The 22,364-nt window shown below is 66.2% G+C and carries 21 protein-coding genes and 1 riboswitch; of the genes, 8 read left to right on the top strand and 13 right to left on the bottom strand.

Translation table 11 applies throughout. From position 1 onward, the window contains the following. Positions 1-49: 49 nt before the first annotated feature. Positions 50-802, top strand: a complete 753-nt coding sequence (locus GC088_RS05390) for an alpha/beta hydrolase (RefSeq protein WP_323961167.1) — start codon at positions 50-52, stop codon at positions 800-802. A 9-nt stretch (positions 803-811) separates the two neighbouring features. On the opposite strand, the gene GC088_RS05385 is transcribed toward GC088_RS05390, so the two are convergent. Together GC088_RS05385 and GC088_RS05380 are read right to left on the bottom strand one after the other, a co-directional pair. Beyond that, positions 812-1,729 (bottom strand): GNAT family N-acetyltransferase, encoded by a 918-nt coding sequence (locus GC088_RS05385; RefSeq protein ID WP_323961166.1) that lies wholly within the window; start codon positions 1,727-1,729, stop codon positions 812-814. Beyond that, positions 1,730-3,169 (bottom strand): glycine--tRNA ligase, encoded by a 1,440-nt coding sequence (locus tag GC088_RS05380; RefSeq protein ID WP_323961165.1) that lies wholly within the window; start codon positions 3,167-3,169, stop codon positions 1,730-1,732. It lies immediately after the preceding gene. Between the two features lie 265 nt (positions 3,170-3,434). On the opposite strand from GC088_RS05380, the gene GC088_RS05375 reads away from it, so the two are divergent. Both GC088_RS05375 and GC088_RS05370 read left to right on the top strand, forming a co-directional pair. Further along, positions 3,435-5,060 (top strand): M28 family peptidase, encoded by a 1,626-nt coding sequence (locus GC088_RS05375; RefSeq protein WP_323961163.1) that lies wholly within the window; start codon positions 3,435-3,437, stop codon positions 5,058-5,060. A gap of 118 nt (positions 5,061-5,178) precedes the next feature. Then, positions 5,179-5,610 carry a universal stress protein gene (locus tag GC088_RS05370; RefSeq protein WP_323961162.1) on the top strand — a complete coding sequence of 144 codons (432 nt, stop codon included), beginning with the start codon at positions 5,179-5,181 and terminating at the stop codon, positions 5,608-5,610. Positions 5,611-5,978: 368 nt separating this feature from the next. Here GC088_RS05370 and GC088_RS05365 read toward each other — a convergent pair whose 3' ends face one another. Then, positions 5,979-6,824, bottom strand: coding sequence for a hypothetical protein (locus GC088_RS05365; RefSeq protein WP_323961160.1), 846 nt, complete (start codon positions 6,822-6,824; stop codon positions 5,979-5,981). A gap of 357 nt (positions 6,825-7,181) precedes the next feature. Next, positions 7,182-8,147: a DMT family transporter gene (locus GC088_RS05360; RefSeq protein ID WP_323961159.1), complete on the bottom strand. Its 966-nt coding sequence runs from the start codon at positions 8,145-8,147 to the stop codon at positions 7,182-7,184. 62 nt (positions 8,148-8,209) lie between these two features. On the opposite strand from GC088_RS05360, the gene GC088_RS05355 reads away from it, so the two are divergent. After that, positions 8,210-8,431 carry an RNA-binding S4 domain-containing protein gene (locus GC088_RS05355; RefSeq protein ID WP_323961157.1) on the top strand — a complete coding sequence of 74 codons (222 nt, stop codon included), beginning with the start codon at positions 8,210-8,212 and terminating at the stop codon, positions 8,429-8,431. A 6-nt stretch (positions 8,432-8,437) separates the two neighbouring features. Here GC088_RS05355 and GC088_RS05350 read toward each other — a convergent pair whose 3' ends face one another. Both GC088_RS05350 and GC088_RS05345 read right to left on the bottom strand, forming a co-directional pair. Beyond that, the gene (locus tag GC088_RS05350) at positions 8,438-9,070 is read right to left on the bottom strand and encodes a class I SAM-dependent methyltransferase (RefSeq protein ID WP_323961155.1); all 633 of its coding nucleotides are present in this window, start codon (positions 9,068-9,070) and stop codon (positions 8,438-8,440) included. After that, positions 9,067-9,756, bottom strand: coding sequence for an alpha/beta hydrolase (locus GC088_RS05345; protein WP_323961153.1), 690 nt, complete (start codon positions 9,754-9,756; stop codon positions 9,067-9,069). Before GC088_RS05345 ends, GC088_RS05350 begins: the two co-directional genes overlap by 4 nt. Positions 9,757-9,832: 76 nt before the next feature. Between GC088_RS05345 and GC088_RS05340 the strand changes: the two genes are divergently transcribed. Then, positions 9,833-10,657 (top strand): SGNH/GDSL hydrolase family protein, encoded by an 825-nt coding sequence (locus tag GC088_RS05340; RefSeq protein ID WP_323961151.1) that lies wholly within the window; start codon positions 9,833-9,835, stop codon positions 10,655-10,657. Between the two features lie 26 nt (positions 10,658-10,683). On the opposite strand, the gene metX is transcribed toward GC088_RS05340, so the two are convergent. After that, positions 10,684-11,826, bottom strand: a complete 1,143-nt coding sequence (gene metX / locus GC088_RS05335) for a homoserine O-acetyltransferase MetX (RefSeq protein WP_323961150.1) — start codon at positions 11,824-11,826, stop codon at positions 10,684-10,686. Positions 11,827-11,842: 16 nt separating this feature from the next. Continuing rightward, positions 11,843-11,975, bottom strand: a riboswitch (SAM riboswitch). 321 nt (positions 11,976-12,296) lie between these two features. Here metX and GC088_RS05330 point away from each other — a divergent pair. Continuing rightward, positions 12,297-12,938, top strand: a complete 642-nt coding sequence (locus GC088_RS05330) for a VOC family protein (protein WP_323961148.1) — start codon at positions 12,297-12,299, stop codon at positions 12,936-12,938. On the opposite strand, the gene GC088_RS05325 is transcribed toward GC088_RS05330, so the two are convergent. From GC088_RS05325 to GC088_RS05310, 4 genes are all read right to left on the bottom strand, one after another. Next, positions 12,935-13,723, bottom strand: coding sequence for a CPBP family intramembrane glutamic endopeptidase (locus GC088_RS05325; protein ID WP_323961147.1), 789 nt, complete (start codon positions 13,721-13,723; stop codon positions 12,935-12,937). The genes GC088_RS05330 and GC088_RS05325 overlap by 4 nt on opposite strands. Positions 13,724-13,789: 66 nt before the next feature. Further along, a complete protein-coding gene (gene hutI, locus GC088_RS05320; protein WP_323961145.1) occupies positions 13,790-14,995 on the bottom strand; it encodes an imidazolonepropionase in 1,206 nt (401 codons plus the stop codon). Next, positions 14,992-16,365 carry a formimidoylglutamate deiminase gene (locus GC088_RS05315; protein ID WP_323961143.1) on the bottom strand — a complete coding sequence of 458 codons (1,374 nt, stop codon included), beginning with the start codon at positions 16,363-16,365 and terminating at the stop codon, positions 14,992-14,994. The genes hutI and GC088_RS05315 overlap by 4 nt, the downstream gene beginning before the upstream one ends. Next, positions 16,362-17,582, bottom strand: a complete 1,221-nt coding sequence (locus GC088_RS05310) for an allantoate amidohydrolase (RefSeq protein ID WP_323961142.1) — start codon at positions 17,580-17,582, stop codon at positions 16,362-16,364. Before GC088_RS05310 ends, GC088_RS05315 begins: the two co-directional genes overlap by 4 nt. Positions 17,583-17,860: 278 nt before the next feature. On the opposite strand from GC088_RS05310, the gene GC088_RS05305 reads away from it, so the two are divergent. Next, positions 17,861-18,241, top strand: a complete 381-nt coding sequence (locus tag GC088_RS05305) for a VOC family protein (RefSeq protein ID WP_323961140.1) — start codon at positions 17,861-17,863, stop codon at positions 18,239-18,241. Between the two features lie 7 nt (positions 18,242-18,248). On the opposite strand, the gene hutU is transcribed toward GC088_RS05305, so the two are convergent. Both hutU and GC088_RS05295 read right to left on the bottom strand, forming a co-directional pair. Further along, a complete protein-coding gene (gene hutU / locus GC088_RS05300) occupies positions 18,249-19,988 on the bottom strand; it encodes a urocanate hydratase (protein ID WP_323961138.1) in 1,740 nt (579 codons plus the stop codon). Further along, entirely contained in the window at positions 19,985-20,659 is a 675-nt protein-coding gene (locus GC088_RS05295) for an IclR family transcriptional regulator (protein ID WP_323961136.1), read from the bottom strand. Before GC088_RS05295 ends, hutU begins: the two co-directional genes overlap by 4 nt. Before the next feature lie 128 nt (positions 20,660-20,787). Between GC088_RS05295 and hutH the strand changes: the two genes are divergently transcribed. Continuing rightward, positions 20,788-22,362: a histidine ammonia-lyase gene (gene hutH, locus GC088_RS05290; protein ID WP_323961133.1), complete on the top strand. Its 1,575-nt coding sequence runs from the start codon at positions 20,788-20,790 to the stop codon at positions 22,360-22,362. Positions 22,363-22,364 lie beyond the last annotated feature (2 nt).

Here is a 22,364-nt window from a genome sequence, read left to right as displayed (position 1 = left end):
ACCGCGTTCAGTCGCATAAGCATGGGGAGACCGGCACAAAGGAGAATGCATGGCGCAGGAACGTGCCAGCGGGGCGGATGAGGATCCGTCGTCCGCCCTCCCGCACGAGCCGACGGTGACCATCCGGCCGGCCTCAGCGCCCACACGAGGTGTCGCTCTGGTGCTACACGGCGGGCGGGCAAACAGCTTTGAGCGCGTCCGCTCCCGCCACCTCAGCCCTGCCCGCATGCTGCCATTCGCCCGGCTGCTTTCCTCATGGGGTGGTCCGGCAGGACTGGAGACCTGGACACTGCGCAACCGGGTCCGGGGCTGGAACGGCGCACTGATGTCGCCCCTGCAGGATGCCCGGTGGGCGTTGGAACGTATTTCGGAACAGCACCCCGGGATGCCCGTATATCTCCTCGGCCATTCGATGGGCGGCCGGACGGCGCTGGGTGCCGCCGGCGCGCCGCAGGTGCGTGCCGTCGTCGCGCTTGCTCCATGGCTGGACAGTTCTTCGTCCAGCCAGCCCCTGGCCGGCCGGAGGGTACTGATCCTGCACGGCGAAGCCGACCGGTGGACATCACCGGCAGCCTCGCTGCGCTTCGCGCAACGGCTTCAGGACACGGCCGACGACGTCCGGTACGTCAGGCTCTCCGGCGCCGGACACTTCATGTTCACGAAACTGCCGGTGTGGCACGAACTGAGCGTCTCCTACCTGCTCGACTGCTTCGCCCGGGACACGGGCGCACCCGTGCAGGACAAGTACCGGCGAAGGGCGGCCGCGCTTCTCGCGCAGCCGCCCCTCAGCGTGGTCCTTTAGCCTGGAGCGTCAGTCGCTGACTACCCTTGTCTCCGCCACGACCCGGGCCTTGTTTGCCGACAGCAGCGGCTCGAGCACCTCCACCAGGGCGGTCATGGAGTCATCCACCTCGACCTGGATGGGGTACTGATAAACCAGCATCGCCAGGAGCGAGGCGACCGCTGCGCTCTGTTCACTGCCGGGCAGTGATGTGTCATAGCCGATCAGCACGTCAGCGGGCGCGTCCGTGCGGCTCTGGGTGTAGCTGAGGGCGAAGGCGGCGATGGACCCGCCGCGGGACTTCGCCTTGTCCCGCAGCACAACGGCTCCGCCGGCACCGGCTGTGTCCGCGAGCAGGAACTGCTGCGCCTGCCCGAGGGTCATGTCCGCCGGGTCCCACTCGTGGACCGCGTTGTACCAGTCGGTGACCGCGCGGGTCAGCTCCACCGAACCGGTGGCAGCATCCTCGAGTTGCGGGCCGTCTTCGTCGGTCAGGTTGGGCGCAGGCAGGGCGCCCGGAGAAACCTCGATGATCCGCGAGCGCTGGATCTCGCGGAAGCCGGCAGCTTCCGCGAATCCGGCACCGCCGGAGCCGGGTACCACCTTGGCCCGCAGTGTGGACACGCCCGACGGCGACTGCGCAGCCTCTGCGCGCAGCATACCCAGCAGGGTGGCGGCGATACCGGCGCGGCGGTGGTCCTTCCCGACCTCGACGTAGGCCCAGAGCCGCTGGTTGTGCAGCCTGGGTTCGAAGACGTAACCGGCCGCCACGGGAACCGCTACGCCGTCGACGTTATCCTCGGCGACGATGCAGCGAAGCCACGGGGACTCCGACGACGGCCGGAACAGTCCGCGGGACTGCTCCGCCTGCGGGTTCTCCGGGCCGCCCCACACCTGAACGAGCTCAAGATCGTCGCCGTCGCGCCATGGCCGGTACTCGATTGCCACTTAGGCGCCCACCAGCCGCTGCGCGAGGTAGCCCTCAACCTTGTCCAGCGAGACGCGCTCCTGTGCCATGGTGTCGCGTTCCCGGATGGTCACTGCCTGGTCCTCAAGCGTGTCGAAGTCCACGGTGATGCAGAAGGGGGTGCCGATTTCGTCCTGACGGCGGTAACGACGGCCAATAGCGCCGGCGTCGTCGAAATCGATGTTCCAGTTCCTGCGCAGCTGAGCGCCGAGATCCTTGGCCTTGGGCGAGAGCTCCTCGTTACGGCTCAGCGGCAGCACAGCCGCCTTTACGGGAGCCAGCCTCGGGTCGAGCTTCAGCACGGTGCGCTTGTCGACGCCGCCCTTGGCGTTGGGTGCCTCGTCCTCAGCGTAGGAGTCCACCAGGAACGCCATGAAGGACCGGGTCAGGCCCGCAGCGGGCTCAATCACGTACGGTGTGTACCGCTCGTTGGTGGCCTGGTTGAAGTAGCTCAGGTCGGTGCCGGAGTGCTTGGAGTGGGTAGAGAGGTCGAAGTCGGTGCGGTTAGCGATGCCTTCCAGTTCGCCCCATTCGGAACCCTGGAATCCGAAGCGGTACTCGATGTCCGTTGTGCCCTTGGAGTAGTGGCTCAGCTTTTCCTGCGGGTGCACGAAGAGGCGCAGGTTGTCCGGGTTGATGCCAAGGTTCACGTACCAGTCGAAGCGCTCCTTGATCCAGTACTCGTGCCACTCATCGTCTGTGCCGGGCTCAACGAAGAACTCCATCTCCATCTGCTCGAACTCGCGGGTGCGGAAGATGAAGTTGCCCGGGGTGATCTCGTTCCGGAAGCTCTTGCCGATCTGTCCAATGCCGAACGGAGGCTTCTTGCGGGACGTGGTGAGCACGTTGTTGAAGTTCACGAAGATGCCCTGGGCCGTTTCGGGGCGCAGGTAGTGCAGGCCCTCTTCGTTTGCTACCGGGCCCAGGAAGGTCTTGAGGAGGCCGGAGAACTCCTGCGGTTCGGTCCACTGGCCGCGGGTTCCGCAGTTGGCGCAGGCGATGTCGGCGAGGCCGTTCTCGGGGGCACGGCCTTTCTTCTCCTCGTACTCTTCCTCGAGGTGGTCGGCGCGGTAACGCTTGTGGCATGAAAGGCATTCCACCAGCGGGTCTGAGAACACCTCGACGTGACCGGAAGCTTCCCACACCTGGCGGGGCAGGATCACGGACGAATCAAGGCCGACGACGTCCTCGCGGCCCCGCACCATGGACTGCCACCACTGGCGCTTGATGTTTTCCTTCAGCTCGGCGCCCAGGGGTCCGTAATCCCATGCTGAGCGGGAACCTCCGTAAATCTCACCAGCCTGGAAAACGAAGCCGCGCCGCTTGGCGAGGGAAATGATCGGGTCCAGGGCGGAAACCTGCTTGGCCACGGTGATGCCATCCTCTACGTGTATGGACTGGCCGCTGGGTGCGGTCGTCATTGTGCTGCCGGGCGCGAAAGAAGCCTTACAGGCTGAAGCGGGACCGGACAGGCGAAGCTACCACCCTAGCCTACCGAAATCGTGGCCAACCGAGTCGCTGCGCACCTGCCAACCACAGCGGAACGGATACCCACCTTCGTGAGCGGCTCCCTTGACGCCGCAGGAGAACTGTTCCTAGATTGAGCGCACCCCTGTGGCGTGATCCGCGTCACAGGGGTTCCGGTGTCTGCGACCGTAGATACCCCTTGCGACAGAAGGAACAACGGTGATCCCAAACGCACTACCTCAGCGCGCCCATTTTCGGCGTGCATCGCTCGCATTTATCGGTGGTCTTGCCCTGGTTGCCTCGGGCGGACTGCCCGCCGGCGCCGACCCGACCCATGAGAACAGCAACAACAACACCTCCCAAAAGCTTCGGACCGCCGTCTCGGTTGACCGAGTAGTTGCTCATCTTGACGCACTCGACGCGATCGCCACAGCCAACGGCGGCACCCGCGCGTCGGGAACCGCTGGATATGACCAATCCGTGGATTACGTGGTCGGGAAACTGCGTGAGGCCGGCTACTCCCCCGTAGTGCAGCCGTTCACCTTCCCGTACTTCGAGGAGCTGAGCCCGTCCATACTGACGCAGACCAGCCCCGACGCACGCAACTATTCCGCTGACTCCTTCTCCACGATGACCTACTCCGGAGCCGGAGACGTGACGGGAGCGATCACCACCGTTGATACCACGGGTGCTGCCAGCGCATCGGGAACCAGCGGGTGCGAGGCAGCCGACTTCGCAGGATTTGCGGCTGGGTCGATTGCGCTCGTGCAGCGTGGCAGCTGCTCCTTCGCACAGAAGGCGGGCAACGCCGAGGCAGCCGGTGCGGCCGCCGTCGTCATCTTCAATACGGGAGTACCGGGTGCCACCGGGCCGATCGCCGGCACCCTCGGCGCGCCGGGAATCTCGATTCCGGTGCTGGGAGCGAGCTACGAGGTCGGCCTCGACCTGATGGGCGACAGCGTCCAAGGCCGTGTTGCGGCGGACACCATCTCCGAGAACCGGGAGACCTACAACGTCCTTGCGGAGACCGCGCACGGAAACGCAGACAACGTGGTGATGGTCGGGGCACACCTCGACAGCGTCAATGCCGGGCCCGGAGTCAATGACAACGGCACGGGAAGCGCGGCTATCCTCGCGGTAGCCGAGTCCATGACCAAGGTGCAAACCGCCAATAAGGTACGTTTCGCCTGGTGGGGTGCAGAGGAACGCGGATTGCTGGGCGCGCACCATTACGTGGACGGCCTCAAGGCGTCCGGTGAGCTCTCCAGGGTTGCCCTGTACCTCAACTTCGACATGGTCGGCTCTCCGAACTTCGGCCGCTTTGTGTACGACGGCGACAACTCAGCTTTCCCAGTGGGTCCGGGCGCTGCTGCCGGTCCGGTCGGTTCAGGTCAGATCGAGCAGGACTTCCACGACTACTTCGCGGGCGAGGGCCTGCCTTCGGGCGAGACCGCCTTCAGCGGCCGCAGCGATTACGGGCCGTTCATTGCTGAGGGAATTCCTGCCGGCGGGCTCTTTACGGGCGCTGAGGGCATCAAGACCGAGGAGCAGCAGGCGCTGTTCGGTGGCGTTGCCGGTGCACCCTACGATTCCTGCTACCACGCTGCGTGCGACGACACCGGCAACGTCAGCATTGAGTCCCTGGACCAGATGAGCGATGCAATCGCCCACCTGGCACTGAACTACGCAATGAATACGACGGCGGTCAACGGCGCAGGTGACAGGGTCAAGGGCAACTTCAGGCAGAATCAGACATTCGAGGGGAATCCGCTGGGCGGCGGCACGGAAAGCGGCGGTGGGCTTCACCCGGAGCATGACCACGATCATGAACTGGCCGATCGATAGCGGCAGAGCATGATTTGCGGGTGGGCCGGGTAGCTCCACCGTGGGCACCGGCCCACCTGGCGTGGTTCCCGTCCATCAGTTCGAAGCGCAACAGGGCGTTTTCTTAGGAGGAAGCAGCATGGCAGGAAATGTAATCGTGGGAGTTGACGGCAGCGATACCGCTTTCAAGGCGGCTTCCCGCGCGGCAGAACTGGCTGAGAGCCTCGACACCGAACTTGTAGTTCTGAGCGCCCACATCACGGGCAATACCGAAGTCGTGACGATCGGCAGCGACACCTACGTGCTTGATGACGCAGAGCGCGCCCTCGCCATGGCCGAGCAGGTTGCAACCCGGCTGCGCGGAGTGCACCCTGCGGTGAAGATCCGGCCGGCCGCGGGCCGTGGGAAGCCCGGTGATGTGCTGATTGAGGAAGCCCAGCGCAACGGAGCACAGCTCCTGGTGGTAGGCAACGTCGGTATCAAGGGACTGGGCCGCGTGCTGGGCAGCGTGGCATGGAGTGTTGTACACAACGCGCCCTGTGACGTGCTTGTAGTGAAGACAGCGCGCTGACCGTCAGCTGCTTAAGTAAAAAAGAGAGGGCCACGTGGACGTGGCCCTCTCTTTTTGCGTCAGCGGCGGTTGAGGAAGCCGCGAAGGATTCTTTCGACGCCGCCAGAACCGGACCGCCCTCCGCTGCCTCTGCCATAGGTCGATCGACCCATGCCCCTACCGTAGGTAGATCGGCCCATACCTCTTCCGTAGGACGACCTGCCCGCGCCGCGTCCGGTGGTTCCGCCCGCACCGCCTGCGAGGCGACCTACTGCACTCCTGAGAATGTTGCTGAGTCCCATGGGATTCTCCTTCGATCGGTTGTAGTCCAGCTCGAGGTGTATTCGACGCTACGCCGATTGATGAGTCACCGCTAGGGGCACAGATCCCTAACCGGCAGTGACAGCCGTCTTTCCCTCCGGTCCGTCAACCACAAAGACAACCTCGGAGGGGTCCGGCCAGACGTCCTCGAGTTGCGCCACGCCGTCGGCCTCCTCAGAATCGGCGTATTCGATCACCAGGCAATCGAGCATCCCGTCCGTCACGTGCAGCACAACCTCCAGCGGGATTCCGTCCAGCGTTGAGAAACGCGCCCGCACCGGAAAAATTTGGTCGTGCGGGACTGCTTTAGGCAATTCCTCCCGCATACGGAAGTGCACGCTCGAGACGCGCCCTTCGCCCCAGTGCACTTCCTCCGCGGTGTCCAACTGCGCCAACAGTTCAGCCGCGCCCGCCGTCTCCTCCGCGCGCAGGATTCCCATAGTCAGATCCCGAATTTCAGGTGTCAGGGGCCTTACCTGCTCCTCGGCATCAACCAGCGGGAACGCGCCGATGGGTGCTGTTCGTGCTGCTGCGCGGTCCATCAGGAAACCGGCAAAGGTGGCTGCGGCGGCTCCGACAGCCATCCAAGCGCGCGGGTACTGTGCGCCGGCAGACCGAAGCTTTTCCTCGATACGGGAGTCGAATGCCTCCCCTACGTCGGCGAAACGCCAGGCCAGTGCGCCGGCCCCGAGGCCGGCAGCGATGCGCAGCGGGAGGCGCCATCCGTTGGCGCCCGTCGTCACCGCCACATAAGTGCCGGTCACAACGGCGGTAGCCCGGTGGAGTGCCTGCCGGTCAGCGTCGGTCAACTTCGATGGGTCGATCAGGGGCAGGGCCCCCATCACAGCGGTGGACAGGACACCAAAGAAGGGTGAGGCCGGATTCACAAGGAAGGGCTTGCTTGAGCGAGTCATTGGCCCATCCTCTCAACGTTGGGCCCGAGGGGAAATACCCCGGTCACGAGCTGAGTACGAAATTCAGAGGAAGGACGCCCTCCCTCGGGTACGCGCGGTACGGGGAGTGCCCGACGGATGATCCAAGCAGAGGTTGTCCGTGAGTCAGTCCAGGCAAGCGGCACCTACCGTGTGAGCCTGACTCCCGCCAGCGCTGCTCGTCACCCACGACGACCTCACCGTGCTTGACGACGAGCCCACCAGCATGCCCGGCCTCAGGGCGCCAGCAATGTCTTCTGCGAGCAAAGATCTGTCGGGTGAAGGCGTGCCCGTCCTTGGTTCCCGCAGCAATAACTGAGGTGCCGGCGTCGCCGAGCGTCAGGGCGACGCCGGCCGCCGCCAGGGCAGCGTGGTGAGCAGGATTGCGCCAAGTGCCAGGACCGGGCCGCCAACGGTCGCGAACGCGACTACCGTACCAGCGGCCGGAACCAGCAGATCCAGGGCCAGCGATCCCAGCAACTGGCCCCCAACCATTCCCAAACCTGTCAGCAATACCCCGAGGGTTCTGACCAGCAGGGCGCTTACACCAATGAAGATGCAGCCCATCGGGCCTCCCACGTAGTACCACCACTCCCCCGGCAGGCTCTCGCCGGCCCCGACGGCAATGATCTTCACAAGCCAGGCAGCCAGCAGCACCGTCGAGCCCGCGATGAAATTCACCAGGGTGGCAGTGATGGGAGTGCCGTAGTGCACCGCGGCGGTGCCGTTCATCGCCTGCTGGAAGCTCATCAGGATGCCGGCTGCCACCGGGAGCAGCAGCGGCAGGATCAGGGCCGCCGTCGTGCCTGTCCCTTCAAGCCGCGGCGAAACCGCCCAGGCCACTGCGGCGATGGTCAGGACGACGCCGATCACCCTGATTGGAGTGATCGCTTTCCGCCCTCCCGGCCCCATACCGCTGCGATCAACCGCCAGGCCGCTCAGCGTCTGCCCCATCACCGCGGCGATCGTGAATAGGGCAACTCCCAAGATCGAGATGGTGAGCGACTGGGAGAATACGAAGAACGCGCCGATGGCTCCTGCCGCCAGGTAAAGAGGCGGAAAGCGCCGCTCGCGCACGGCGGGGACCAACTGCGCGAGACCTGCGCGTCCGCGCGGGAACAGCAGCGATACGGCAATCATCACCACGAGCCCGGTGCCGAAACTGATCAGGGCCGCGGCCAGGCTGTCATCCAGCCGCTGCCCGAGAGCGCCGTTGATCCTGCTCTGAACCGGAATCGCGGTACCGGCGCCAACCGCTATGGGAAGACCGACGGCCGCGGGCAGGTGGTGAGGGGTGGAATGCACCCGTTAACCCTAAGGGCACTGCGGACTGCCGGCTTCGGTCTCCGGGCAGGCAGAATGGAGCCATGAGCAACAGCAGCGAAGTGCCCATCCGCGACTCAATGATCCGCCTCGGTCAGCTGGTCAAGCTGGCCAACCTCGCAGAGGACGGGGTGGAAGCGAAGGAACTGATCGAGAACGGTCTGGTCAAGGTCAACGGAGAGATCGAAGAGCGGCGCGGCCGGCAGATCCATCCGGGCGACTCGGTCACCGTCAACGGCGTCACAGTGACAGTGGTACCCGCCTGATTCTGCCTAGGCCAGTGCCTGAGGCCTGCACACTGCAACGAGGAAATCCGACGACGGCGCCCACGGCAGCAAATCCCAGGTAGCCAGCCGCAGCGAGACGGAAAATTTGGCCCGCTCCGCGTCATCGAAGAACCGGTCGAAGCTGTAGCCGCGCCCTGCGCCGAAGCCGACGACCAGGCGACCGTCCTGCGCCAGCAGCCCGTGGAAGCGCTCAAGCACCGTCGGTGCGGTTCCCGGAGCCAGGAAGGTCAGTACGTTACCGGCGCACACAATGACGTCGAACGGCTCCTCGAGGTGTGGGGTTGAGCGATCCACCTCGGACAGGTCCCCCACCAGCCAGGTAGCCCCTGGATGACCTGCGCGGGCAGCCTCGACAAGTTCGGCATCCGCATCCACTCCAACTACCGTGTGCCCGCGCCGCGCCAGTTCCCCGCCGATCCTGCCCTGGCCGCAACCGGCATCGAGTATGCGGGCGTTCCGCGGAGCCAAGGCGTCCACCAAGCGTGCTTCCCCGTGGAGGTCGGCACCTTCCCGCTGCAGCTTTTCCCAGCGCGCTATGTACGCGGCTGACTGCCCGGGGTTCTGCCGCTTGCCCGCTTCCCAGAGCGTTTCCTTACCCACCGAAGACGTCCGACTCACCGTGCCAGCGGTTTCCGGGTGACTCCGGGAACCACCATCTGGAGGAATTCGCGTACGTGTCCCAGCTCCTGCGCATTGATGCTGTGGTACATCCCGGCGTAGAGCACTTTGGTGAGCTTGGTGTGGCGGTTCAGCCAGCCGTGTGTGAACTCGATCCGGTCGGCCGGGATCACCGGATCCTCCTGGTCCCGTCCCCAGAAGAACGGCACCGGGCCGGCCTCCAGCTCGCTGTCGCGGAAGAAGTCGCTGCCGTCAGCCGGAACGGCAAAACCTGAAAGCCCGACGACGGCGGCATAGTCGCGTGGGCGCGCCCGCAGCATGGACGTGGCAACGGCCATCCCCATCGAGAATCCAAGAAGGCTGACGCTGGAGTGCGGGGCCTTGACGGAGTCGACCCAGTCGATGACGTTCTGGACGGCAGCAGTCACCTTGTCCACTGAATACTCGGCGTCCTGCATCAGCGGAAACCATGTGAACCCCGGCCCCATGGCAACGGGCGCACGAAGGGAGGCGACGGTGAATTCGTCCGGCAGGAACTCAAGGATTCCCATAAGGTCTTCCTCGTTGGCCATGTGTCCGTGCAACAGCACCAGCAGTGGCGTTCCTTCGCGCTCGTCCTCAGGCCTGGACCAGATAACGGTGGGCGTGTGCGTGCCGGGGCGTTCCGTGGGAGGCAGATTCGTCATTGATCCATAGTGGCATGCCTGATGGTTCCGGCCGCGCCTGCGCGCCTGGCCGGGCACCCTTTGGCAGGATGTCAGAGTGAAGGATCTCCACGCCGAGCTCAACGCCCACCCGCACCCCTGGAACCGGTACGTTGCCTTGGGCGACTCATTCACCGAAGGGATTGGCGACCCCGATCCGCAGAGTCCGGGCGGTAACCGCGGCTGGGCGGACCGCGTAGCCGAGGAACTGAGCAGGGACCACCCGAACTTCGCCTATGCGAACCTCGCCGTGCGCGGCCGCTTCCTTCAACAGATAATCGATGAGCAGGTGGGTGCCGCCATTGCGCTCAAACCTGATCTGGTGACCCTGTCTGCAGGCGGCAACGACCTCCTCCACCCTGGTGCCGACCCCGACAGGCTGGCGGCACGGCTCGACGGCGCCGTGCAGGTCCTCAGCGCGCATGGGCCGACCGTGGTCCTTTTCACCGGGCCGGATGTCCACGACACGGTACTGGGCGGCATCCGGGCGAAGACGGCAATCTACAACGAAAACCTGCGCACCATCGCCGCCCGGCACGATGCCGTCATTGCTGACATGTGGGCGCTGCGGCAACTGGTGAACCCGCAGATGTGGGCGCCGGACCGGCTGCATTTCTCGCCGCTGGGGCATCACACCATCGCGATCATGGTGCTCGACACGCTCGCGGTGAACCATCAGCTGAAGCCCCTCGAACCCAAGCCCCTTCCCGCAAAGACCTGGCGGGAAGCCCGCACCGAGGATCTGGTCTGGGCCCGGGAGTACTTTGTTCCGTGGGTGCTGCGCAGGCTGCGTCACCGATCTTCCGGCGAAGGCATCACCGCCAAGCGCCCGCTCCCCGAACCCATGTTCGGTCATGGCATGCCGCCCGGCTCAGCGGGCTGAGCTCGGCCGTGGTGCGGAAACGCCGGTCAACCGGCGCCATCGTTATAGAACGCCGCCTGCAGCGCGGGTTCAAGCTGCGCTATCTCGGTGAGGAAGGCGTCGTGTCCGCTCGGTGAGGTGATGGTGTGCACCGGGACCTCGCCGGGCAGCGCGGCGGCGAGCTCATGGGATTGCGCCGGCCAGTACAAACGGTCGGAGTCGACGGCGGCAATGAAGAACTGCGCGGTGGCGGCGCCGAGGGCGTCCCGGAGGCTGCCGCGGTCGCGTGCTACGTCGTGACTCATCAGTGCCTCGGTGAGCACTATGTAGCTGTTGGCATCAAACCGGCGGATCAGCTTGTCCGCCTGATGGTCGAGGTAGCTCTCAACCTGGTAGCGCCCCCGCAACGCCGGGTTCACCGCACCGAAAGGCTCCTCGATCCCCTGAGCGGCACGGCCGAAGCGCTCATTGAATTCCGTCTCGGAGCGGTAGGTGATCAGGGCGATCCTGCGAGCCAGGCCCAATCCGCCTTCCGGACCGGCACTGCCGTAATAGTCCCCGTCCGCGAACTGGGGGTCCAGCCGGATGGCCTGCACCTGGGCCTGCGCGAACGCTATCTGTTCAGCCGTGCTGGCTGCAGTACAGGCGATGACGCCGCAACGCTTCACCCGGTCCGGGTACGTCACCGCCCATTCAAGGGCGCGCGCGCCACCCATGGAGCCGCCGATCACCGAGTGCCAGGAGGAGATGCCCAGGAGGTCAGCCAGCAGGGCTTCGGCTCGTACGGAGTCCCGGATGGTGACGAACGGGAAGCGGGAGCCCCACGGCCGGCCTTCCGGATCCAGCGAGGCGGGACCGGTGGATCCGTAGCATCCGCCCAGCATGTTGATGGACACCACGAAGTAGCGGTCAGTGTCGATGGTGCGCCCCGGTCCCACCAGACCGTCCCACCATCCCTCTTCTTCCGAGGATCCCCGTGCAACGTGGGAACTTCCGGTCAGCGCGTGCTGGATCAGGACAGCGTTGGAAGCATCCGCGTTGAGGGTCCCCCAGGTTTCATAGGCCAGCACGACCTCAGGCAGGTGTCCTCTGGTTTCCAGCGTGAGCGGACCGATGGAGAGCCGCTGCACCACGACGCCGTCGGCCGTGATCGCGTCAGGATACGGTTCCGTTGTTGTGGTGCCTGTCAAGCCTGCCGCCTTACATGTTTCGCGCTTGCTCCTGCACGGTGGCGCAGGGCCAGGTCGTCACCCGGGGCACCCCACCGCGGAAGGAGGGTTGCCGGACAGCAGGCCGGGGCCGGTGGCGTTCGCAGGACGCCGTGCTGTCACTCGTGACCTCATACAAGGGAACCCGATGCAGGCGCAAAAGAGCAACTCATATGACTTGCGGTGAACCTGAGGTGAAATGATCCGCTGACGGCAGCAGGCGCGGATGCTTGGGTGGGGCGGCTTCGTGTATGGGACGAGCGGCCCCACCCAAGGTGGACCACCGAAACGGTGTTCCCTGCAGGTAGCCCCGGCGGTCTCGGAACCGGTTCCCCCTGACTCCTTCATCATGGACGCCCGACCTTGGGTTTAACTTGGGACCATGAAGCATTCAGATGTGACTTAGGCAACCCTAAGTCGAGGCCCCCATCACAAAGTGCCAAGATGGAGCCATGCGCCTGGATCATGTGTCATACGCCTGTGAACCCGACGGTCTGACTGCCACCGCGGAGCGGATCTCCAAAGCCCTGGGCATTGAATTCGTGAAGGGTGGAGTCCACCCCCGGTTCGGTACCAGGAACATGATTTTCCCCCTCCTGAACGGCCAGTACCTTGAGGTCGTTGAGGTTCTCGACCACCCTGCCTCGGACAAGGCACCGTTCGGCCAGGCCGTTCGGGCACGCTCGGAAGCCGGCGGCGGCTGGATGGGCTGGTGCGTGGCCGTAGACGACCTGGCCCCGTTCGAGGAGCGCCTCGGCCGCAGCGCCGTCCCGGGCAACCGCAAGTTCCCGGACGGTCAGGAATTGACCTGGCAGCAGATCGGAATCAAGGGGCTCATCGCCGATCCACAGGTTCCGTACATGATCCGCTGGGATGACGGCACGGAACCGTTGCACCCTTCCCAGGCGCGGCCGGCGTCGGTGCGCTTGAGTGCACTGACCATCGCCGGGTCGGCGGAACGGGTCACGGAGTGGCTGGGAACGCCGGTGAATCACCCGCTGGATGATGTCGACGTCGAGTGGATCGCACCCAACGGAACCCCTGGCATCATGGCCGTGACCTTCGATACGCCGCAGGGTGAAGTGCGGATCTAGTTCCCGATTCCGATCGCTGAGCCGAACAGCGCAAACCCCACGAAACCTGCTATATCCAGCAGGGCGTGGGCGATCACCAGCGGCATCACCCGGCGGGTGCGCGTGTACGCGTAGCCGAAGATCAGCCCCATGATCACGTTGCCGATGAAGGGCCCGATGCCCTGGTACAGGTGATAGCTTCCGCGCAGCAGCGCTGAGGTCACGATCACCGCGGGGACTGACCAGCGAAGTTCGCGGAGCCGCTCGAAGAGGTAGCCGACCACGATCACTTCTTCGAGGACCGCGTGGCGCAGTGCCGACAGCACCAGTACCGGGAGCGTCCACCAGTAGGTGTCCAGCGCCGTCGGAACTATCGCCGTCGTAATCCCCAGCGCCCGGCCTGCAGCATAAACGCCAAGGGTGCCGGCGCCGATGAAAGCCGCCAGGCCCACGCCCAGCCCAAAGTCGATCTTCGGGTTGCTGAAGGTGAAGCCGATCCTGCGGAACGCGGACCTGCCGGGTTCGGTGAGCAGGAAAAGCACCAGGACAACGGGCACCAGGGCGAAGAAGATTCCGAGCAGCTGGTACGTGAGGTCGAAGTATGGCCGCTCGTCCAGTACGGGATTGAGCCGCGTGGTCTGGGAGGCAAGCGGCGCGCGGGTCATCTTGTCGATCAGTTCGACGAGCGCATACACCCCGGCCTGCCCCAGCGAAAGCCCCAGGACGATCAGTATTTCCGCCCGGATCTTCCGCCGGCCGCTGAGCGGCGCTAACGACGACGACTGGCTGGTCTTGGCGGTTGGCATTCCTTCATGGTGCCGTATGGTTTGCCGGTTGCCCAAGCTCCCTCGGGCAGCGGTTCACCGGCCGCCTTACAGAACCCGGACGCCCTTCCGCCATACGGCGTGCGTGAGTTGCATGCCCGGCCGGTACGCGAGGTGGGTCGCCGAGGGTGCGTCCAGCACCTGCAGGTCAGCACGGTGTCCCACGGCCAGGGAACCTACGGCGGGGGCGCCGTCGTCGTCCGCCTGTTCCCGGTGCAGCGCCAGCGCGCCGCCAAAAGTTGCCGCCCTCACCGCCTCGTGGACGGTCAGTCCCATCTGCAGGACCGCCGTGGCAACGCAGAATGCCATCGAGGTGGTGTAGGAGGTGCCGGGATTGCAGTTGGAGGCGAGGGCGATTTCGACGCCGGCGTCGAGCAGCTGCCGGGCGGGCGCGAGCGGTTGCCGGGTGGACAGGTCGCAGGCCGGAAGGCAGGTGGCCACGGTGCCGCGCGGGCCCGAACCGCTGTCCCAGCCCGACCACGAATCCGCAAGCGATTCGATGTCTCCCGCGTCCAGGTAGTTGACGTGGTCCACGCTCGCGGCGGCCTCGGCCACTGCCAGGCGCACGCCCTCCCCCGGCCCGAGCTGGTTGCCGTGAACGCGCAGCTCCAGGCCCGCGTCACGGCAGGCCCGCAGCACTTCTCGGCTCTGGTCGGGCGTGAAGGCGCCTGTCTCGCAGAAGACGTCGGCCCACCGGACGTGGGGACGGACGGCCTCCAGCATCGGTCCGGTAACCAGCCGGACATAGTCGTCAGCAGTCGAACCGGCGGGGACCAGGTGGGCGCCCAGGAAGGTCACCTCGTCGGCGATCGAGGCCGCGATCCGGGCGCTGCGCGCTTCATGCTCCACGTCCAGGCCGTAGCCGGTCTTGGTCTCCAGGTACGTGGTTCCGCCGGCCGTGGCTTCGGCGGCGCGCTGCGCGACCAGGGCGGCCAGTTCATCATCCGGGGCCAGGCGGGTGGCGTCGACGGTCACTGAGATCCCGCCGGCGGCATATGGGAGTCCCGCCATGCGCGCCTCGAACTCTGCGGTCCGGTCACCGGCAAAGACCAGGTGTGTATGACTGTCCACCCAGCCGGGTAGGCAGGCCCTGCCGCCGGCGTCGTACCGGGAATCGGTGGCGGGAGCCTTCCGGGAGGGACCGATCCAGGTGATCCGCTCCCCCTCCAGAACGACGGCGGCGTCCGCCAGCACGCGCCGCTCGGCGTCCTGCGTCATCAGCTCCCCGATGTTGGTGATAACCGTTGCGCTCATTCGCTGCCCTCCTGCGTGCCCATGCTGTCCAGTTCTGCGATTGCGCCGGCGAGCAGGAGCGCCGGGTCGCCCAGGCGCTCATGCCTGCCGTTGCGGGCTACCACCTTCCCGCCGACGACGACGGCGGCGACGTCCTGCGCCGTCGCTGTCAGTGGGAGCTGGGCCGGCCGGGATCCTGCCGTTCGGGCCGTCGAGGGGCTGATCACCATTAGGTCGCAGGTCTGTCCGGGCTGCAGTCCCGGGGCCCGGCGCCCCTGCGAGCGCGCACCGCCCGCGGTGGCGGCACGAACAAGGTCGGCCGGGGAGAACCGGCCACGCCTGCCGGTGGCCAGTCGTTCGCCGTGTTCGAGTGCCCGCATCTCCAGCCAGGGATCGACGACGGCGTGCTGGTCGGTGCCCAGAGCCACCGTTGCACCGGCGTTGGAAAGTGCGCGGGCTGGGCCGATGCCGTCGGCGAGATCGGCCTCGGTGGTGGGGCACATCGCTACAGTGGCACCGGCACGGCCAAGGAGGGCGATGTCTTCGTCGCTCAGGTGGGTGGCGTGGACAGCCGTCAGCCTGTCACTGAGGAGGTTGTGCCGGGCCAGCAGGGCTGCGGGCGTTAGGCCCGTTGCCGCGAGGCAGTCGCGGTTCTCTGCCGGTTGCTCTGACAGATGGATGTGGAGGGGCAGGTCGGCCGGAAGCTTTTGAGCGATCTCGGACAGTGCCGCTTCATCGACGGCCCGCACCGAGTGGAGGGCGGCTCCGACCGTGACCTGCCCGGGATCGAACTGCCCGGCGATGGTGCTGCGGAGGGACTGCAGGCGAGCCAGCCACTGGCGGGCGCTGCCGTCAGTGAAGCGTTCCTGGCTTGACGTTACCGGGGTCCCGAACCCTGAGGAGAGATAGCAGGTGTCGAGCAGCGTCAGCCGGATACCTACGTCCGAGGCAGCGCGGGCGAGGGCCAGCTCCATGGCGTGGCTGCCGCCGTCGTCTTCGGTGTAGGGAGTGCCGCCGGGTCGATGGTGGACATAGTGGAACTCCGCGACGCTGGTGAACCCGGCCGTCACCATCTCGGCATAGACGGCGGTGGCAAGCCGCCGGTACAGGTCGGGCGTGAGCTGGTCTGCTGCCCGGTACATCGCATCCCGCCAGGTCCAGAATGTTCCCGTCCCGTCATGGGTCCGCCCGCGCAGGACCCGGTGGAACGCGTGGGAGTGTGCATTGGCTGCAGCGGGGAAGGCAACGCCGTCCAGCCGCTGGTCTGCCGGCTCCGGTTCGGAACCTGTGCTGACGGATGTCACGATGCCGTCGTCGTCCAATTCCACCCGGACCCCCGAAACAATGTCTCCGGGCTCCAGCCACGCCCGCTCGCACCACAGTGTCCTCACAGCAGCCGCTCCAGCGCGTCGGCGAGCGCGGTGGCGCCGAGGTTGGCGTCGTCGTCCTCCACGTGTTCCTCAGGCGAGTGGCTGATGCCGGTGGGATTGCGGACGTACAGCATGCCTGAGGGGACGTGGCCGGCCAGGATGCCGGCGTCGTGTCCGGCTCCGGTGGGAAGGGCGGGCGCTCCCGGAACCGCGGCGGAGAGCTGGCGTTGAAGCTCGGTGTCGAAGTTGACGGTGCCGCTCAGCGATTCCTGGGCCAGCGTTGCCGTACAGCCCTCGAAGGCCGCGGCCTTCTGTGCCTTTCCGTGGACGGCCTCCACGAGGGAGGCAGTGGTCGCATCGTCCGGGTGCCGCACGTCGATCCACATTTCCACCCGGGACGCGATGACGTTGGTTCCACCCGGAATCGGCTGGACACGGCCAACGGTGGCGCGGGCGTCGGGTGCGGCGGCCGCCGTCTTGCGGATTGCGAGGATCACCTGGGCCGCGGCCACCATGGGGTCGGCGCGGTCTTCCATGAGGGTGGTGCCCGCGTGGTTTCCCTGCCCGGTGATGGTCAGCTTCCAGCGCCCGTGGCCGATTATGGAGCTTCCGACTCCTATGGGTGCGTCCAGGTCGATCAGGCCGCGTCCCTGCTCGACGTGCAGTTCGATGAAGTCGCCGATCCGGGCCAGCGCGGCGCCATCCCGTCCGAGGTGCTCCGGGTCCAGTCCGTTGGCCCGTGCGGCTTCGGCGAACGTTGTGCCATTGGGGTCCTTGAGGTTCCGTGCGGTGTCGGCGTCAATGGCACCGGTCAGCAGTCGGGAACCGAGGCAGGCAACTCCGAACCTCGAGCCCTCCTCCTCGGGAAAAACCGCGACGGCGAGCGCCCGCTGCGGCTGGATTCCCCGTTCCTTCAGGATATCGACGGCGGCGAGCGCAGAGGCGACGCCGAGCGGTCCGTCGAAGGCTCCGCCGCCGGGCACCGAGTCGAGGTGGCTGCCGGTAACCAGGGCACCCCGGCGGCTGTCGTCGTCATGCCGGCCGTCGACGTCCCACCAGGCCCAAAGGATTCCGTTGCGGTCCGTCTCGACGTCGAGTCCGCGTCGTCCGGCCTGCTCCTGGAACCAATTGCGCAGGTCCAACTCCGGCGTCGAGAACACCGGCCGTGAGTACCCGCCGCGGACGCCGTCCCGTCCCACGTCCGAAATCGATCCGAGCAAGCTGCTTACCGTCTCCAAGGGTTTCCCTTCCAGTTCGTCGTTGTTCCTTTAGCCATCACGGCGAACCTCTGTGCAGCGGGGCTGATCAGTTCTAAACTCGCGATCACGAAGTGCCGCGAGGTTGCCGAAATCGGGTTCACACGGGCCGGGCGGCCGGCGGAAGCGGCGCATCGCGGAGGAGCTTGCGACGACGTGTCTAAGCCGCGTGCCGGCTGTCCGGCCCGAGACTTCCAGACGCTCCATTTCCGTGAACTAAGAACTGAATGTTTCAGTACCGAATCCAGAGAGGAACTGTCATGAGCGGACGCGTAGTGCATTTTGAGATCCCCTTCGACGACGGCGATCGGGCCCGCACCTTCTATAGCGATGCCTTCGGCTGGAAGGTTGAGGAGATGCCCGAGCTGGACTACACATCGGTCGTGTCGGGGCCCGTGAGTGAGGAGGGCATGCCCCTCGAGCCCGGCTTCATCAACGGCGGCATGTTCAAGCGCGACAACGGACCGCTGAGCGGACCGATCATCACGATCGACGTCGAGGACATCGACTCGGTCATGGCGAAGATTGAGTCGGCCGGCGGAACGGCGGTCGGTGAGAAGCTGACGGTCGGCGAGATGGGCTTCGCCGCCTACTTCCGTGACCCAGAGGGCAACGTGGTGGGGCTCTGGCAGAACGCCTGAACCTCTTCTAGCCTTCCTGTGCATGCCGGCCTGGTTCCTGCCGGTTCTCATGACGGTTGTCCTGGTTCTCCTCCATCGGCATGCGGACACCGCGTTCTCTCGCCACCTTGCGTGCCCGCTCGTAGCCGGCGTCAACGTGGCGGATGACACCGGTTCCGGGGTCATTGGTCAGCAGTCGCTCGAGCTTTTCAGCGGCGAGGGCCGTTCCGTCCGCAACGGATACCTGTCCCGCGTGGATGGAGCGGCCGATGCCGACGCCGCCGCCATGGTGGATCGACACCCAGGTGGCCCCTGACGAGGTGTTCAGGAGGGCGTTCAGGAGCGGCCAGTCGGCAATCGCGTCCGAACCGTCCGCCATCGCTTCAGTTTCCCGGTATGGAGAGGCAACGGAACCGGAATCAAGGTGGTCGCGGCCGATGACGATCGGTGCCGAAACCTTGCCCTCGGCCACCAAGCGGTTGAACAGCAGCCCGGCCTTAGCGCGGTCGCCGTAGCCCAGCCAGCAGATGCGTGCCGGCAGCCCCTCGAATTCGACCAGCTCACCGGCGGCGTCAAGCCACCGGTGCAGGTGCTCGTTGTCCGGAAACAGTTCCTTGAGCGCGGCGTCGGTGACGGCAATATCCGCCGGGTCACCCGAGAGTGCCACCCAACGGAAAGGCCCGAGTCCCTCACAGAAGAGCGGCCGGATGTAGGCCGGCACAAAACCCGGGAAAGCGAAGGCCCGCTCGTACCCTCCCTTGCGCGCCTCGTCACGGATCGAGTTTCCATAGTCGAAGACAGTGGCGCCGGCATCCTGGAACCCGACCATGGCCTCCACGTGGCGGGCCATGGAAGCCTGGGCCTTCTTGGTGAAACCGACAGGGTCGCCCTTCGCCTCGCGATCCCACTCTTCGACGCCTACCCCTTCGGGGAGGTAGCTGAGCGGGTCGTGGGCGGAGGTCTGGTCCGTCACGATGTCCACGGTGAACTCGCCCTTGCGCTGTCTCTCCAGCAGCGCGGGCACAATCTCGGCGGCATTGCCGACGACGCCCACGGACAGCGCGCGCTTTTCCTCCTTGGCGGCGAGTACCTGGGCTAGCCCGTCTTCGAGGTCGTCAGCGACGACGTCGAGATACCGCTTGGCTGCCCGTCGCCTGAGGCGCGTCTCGTCGACGTCGATAATCAGGACCGCACCTCCGTTGAGGGTGACAGCCAGCGGCTGGGCACCTCCCATCCCTCCACACCCGGCGGTGAGGGTCAACGTGCCGGCAAGGGTGCCGCTGAATTGGGCGCGGGCGACGGCGGCGAATGTCTCGTAGGTACCCTGCAGGATGCCCTGCGTGCCGATGTAGATCCAGGACCCGGCGGTCATCTGGCCGTACATGGTGAGTCCTTCGGCCTCGAGCCGCCGGAACTCCGGCCAGGTGGCCCAGTCCCCTACCAGGTTGGAGTTGGCCAGCAGCACGCGCGGCGCCCAGGGGTTGGTCCGGAAGACACCTACAGGCTTCCCGGACTGGACCAGGAGGGTTTCGTCGTCGGCCAGGTCCTTCAGGGTGGCGACGACCGCGTCGAAGGCCTCCCAACTGCGCACGGCGCGCCCGGTACCGCCATAGACCACAAGATCCTCGGGCCGTTCAGCCACCTCGGGGTCGAGGTTGTTCATGAGCATGCGCAGCGGCGCCTCGGTCTGCCAGCTCCTTGCGGTGAGCTCGGAGCCGCGGGATGCACGCACCGTGCGGGAGGGGTCGTGCTGGGTGAAACCGGTCATTCGGGGACTCCTGGGGTAGGGATGTCAATTGGAGAAGCGGGAGCAAGGATGCAGGCCGCCTCGGCGGCAACCTCACGGCCGATGCGCTGCGCGCCGTCGTCGTCGATCCGGTAACTGGGAACAACCACGCTCAGCGACGCGATCACCCGGCCGCCTGACAACACGGGCGCCGCAATTGCGGTGACGTCGGATTCGATGCCGTTACGGACCACCACGAAGCCCTCGTCGGGAGTGGACCCGGCCAGCACTGCACCGGCGGCCGACCCCTCCAACGGGATGCTGCGGCCCACCCAGCTGGTATGGCGTACCGAGTGGGTGCCCTCCCGGACGGCGAGGTAGATGCCGTGACCGTCATGCGAGGGAACGTTCAGGTAGGCCGATTCGCCGGTCGAGTCCACCAAACGTTCCAGCGCCCCCTCGGACAGCGACACCAGCGACTCGTGCGAGAGTGCCTGCGCGCCGAGCTGCACCACGCGCATTCCGGGCCGATACCCGTCGTCATCCCGGCGTACGAAGCCGGTCCCTTCGAGGGTCCTCAGGAGCCGCAGCGCTGTCGATGCCGAGAGACCGGCATCGCGTGCCGCGTCGGCGAGCGTCACCGACCCGCGGTCGCAGACGGTGCCGAGCAGGAGCAGGGCCCGTTCGACCGTTCGGGTGGAGGGTTCCGCCACAGGTTCTTCCTTGCATTGGGAGTGGATTTGTATTTCACTTATTGAAACGCTCATTTCATTCATTGGCAAGAGCAGCGAGCAACAGCATCGTGCAAGAGCAGCGCGGACAGGACGACGGAGGACAGGACATGCAAGGCAAAACCGTGCTGATCGGCCAGGGACCGCTGGCGCCGGAGGACGTCGTCGCCGTCGCCCGCTACGGTGCCCGGGTGGAACTGGGCGAGGACTCATTGGCAGCCATGGCGGCCAGCCGTTCGGTGATCGACGCCCTCATCGACGACCCCGTGCCGCATTACGGAGTCTCCACCGGCTTCGGTGCGCTGGCGACCAAGCACATTCCCGTCGAGGAGCGCACCCACCTGCAGCGCAGCCTCATCCGCAGCCATGCGGCGTCGTCGGGTGCGGAAGTTGACCGCGAAGTGGTCCGCGGGCTCATGCTCGGCCGGCTCTCGACGATGGCCACCGGCCGAACCGGCGTCCGACCGGTCGTGGCTCAGACCTACGCCGAGATGCTGAATGCCGGCATCACGCCCGTCGTCGGCGAGTACGGGTCGCTCGGCTGCTCAGGGGACCTGGCGCCGCTGTCCCACGTTGCCCTGGCGTTGATGGGCGAGGGCAGCGTGCGCAATAACGACGGCGCCTTGTTGCCTGCCGCTGAAGCCCTCGCCGCCGCGGGAATCGCCCCCGTTGAGCTCCGTGAGAAGGAGGGCCTTGCCCTGATCAACGGCACCGACGGAATGCTCGGGATGTTGGTCCTCGCCTCCGCGGACCTGCACCGCCTGCTGCGGACCGCCGATCTCGCGGCGGCGATGAGCGTCGAGGGCCTTTTGGGCACCGACAGCGTCTTCGCGGAGGATCTGCACGCGCTGCGCCCGCACCCGGGCCAGGTTGCCTCGGCGGCCAACATCCGGCGGGTTCTGGCCGGATCGCGCCTGATCGGCGAGCATGCCTCGGAGGAACGGACAGCGCATCGATTCACCCGGGTACAGGACGCCTACTCCCTGCGCTGCGCCCCGCAGGTGCACGGAGCTGCGCGGGCAACCCTGGCGCATGTCGAGTCCGTTGCCGCGATCGAACTGGGCTCCGCCGTCGACAATCCGGTGGTCACGGTGGACGGTCGGGTGGAGTCGAACGGGAACTTCCACGGTGCGCCGGTCGGATACGCGCTGGACTTCCTGGCGATCGCCGTAGCCGACGTGGCGTCCATGAGCGAACGGCGGACGGACCGGTTCCTCGACAAGAGCAGGAACCACGGGCTGAACCCGTTCCTTGCGCATGATCCCGGCGTGGACTCGGGCCACATGATCGCCCAGTACACTCAGGCGGGAATCGTCTCGGAACTGAAGCGGCTTGCCGTTCCGGCATCGGTGGACTCCATCCCGTCGTCGGCCATGCAGGAAGACCATGTGTCCATGGGCTGGGCGGCCGGGCTGAAGCTGCGGAAGGCGCTGGACGGTCTGGCGCGCGTGCTGGCGGTGGAGCTACTGACTGCGGCGCGGGCACTGGACGAGCGCGACGGCGGCCTGGACAGCTCGGAGAGCTCCGATGCTATCCGAGCCGCACGGGTTGTCATTCGGGTGGTAGTGGCCGGTCCCGGGACCGACCGCTACCTTGCGCCCGAAATTGAGGCCGTGCGGCTCCTGGTCGAAGCAGGGTCACTGCTGGAGGCCGTCGACGCTGCCTTGGGTGATCCGCTCCTGTAGTC

This window comes from Arthrobacter sp. JZ12 (genome assembly GCF_035189165.1).
Lineage (GTDB): Bacteria > Actinomycetota > Actinomycetes > Actinomycetales > Micrococcaceae > Arthrobacter_D.
Note: the sequence above shows the minus strand (reverse complement) of the source record. Positions and strands in the feature narration are given on the sequence as shown.

Bases quoted from the DNA above. Each gene is read 5' to 3' on its own strand.
- GC088_RS05390 (WP_323961167.1), top strand. From the start codon at position 50: ATGGCGCAGGAACGTGCCAGCGGGGCGGATGAGGATCCGTCGTCCGCC.
- GC088_RS05380 (WP_323961165.1), bottom strand. From the start codon at position 3,169: ATGACGACCGCACCCAGCGGCCAGTCCATACACGTAGAGGATGGCATC.
- GC088_RS05370 (WP_323961162.1), top strand. From the start codon at position 5,179: ATGGCAGGAAATGTAATCGTGGGAGTTGACGGCAGCGATACCGCTTTC.
- GC088_RS05365 (WP_323961160.1), bottom strand. From the start codon at position 6,824: ATGACTCGCTCAAGCAAGCCCTTCCTTGTGAATCCGGCCTCACCCTTC.
- GC088_RS05355 (WP_323961157.1), top strand. From the start codon at position 8,210: ATGAGCAACAGCAGCGAAGTGCCCATCCGCGACTCAATGATCCGCCTC.
- GC088_RS05345 (WP_323961153.1), bottom strand. From the start codon at position 9,756: ATGACGAATCTGCCTCCCACGGAACGCCCCGGCACGCACACGCCCACC.
- GC088_RS05330 (WP_323961148.1), top strand. From the start codon at position 12,297: ATGCGCCTGGATCATGTGTCATACGCCTGTGAACCCGACGGTCTGACT.
- GC088_RS05325 (WP_323961147.1), bottom strand. From the start codon at position 13,723: ATGCCAACCGCCAAGACCAGCCAGTCGTCGTCGTTAGCGCCGCTCAGC.
- hutI (WP_323961145.1), bottom strand. From the start codon at position 14,995: ATGAGCGCAACGGTTATCACCAACATCGGGGAGCTGATGACGCAGGAC.
- GC088_RS05305 (WP_323961140.1), top strand. From the start codon at position 17,861: ATGAGCGGACGCGTAGTGCATTTTGAGATCCCCTTCGACGACGGCGAT.
- hutU (WP_323961138.1), bottom strand. From the start codon at position 19,988: ATGACCGGTTTCACCCAGCACGACCCCTCCCGCACGGTGCGTGCATCC.
- hutH (WP_323961133.1), top strand. From the start codon at position 20,788: ATGCAAGGCAAAACCGTGCTGATCGGCCAGGGACCGCTGGCGCCGGAG.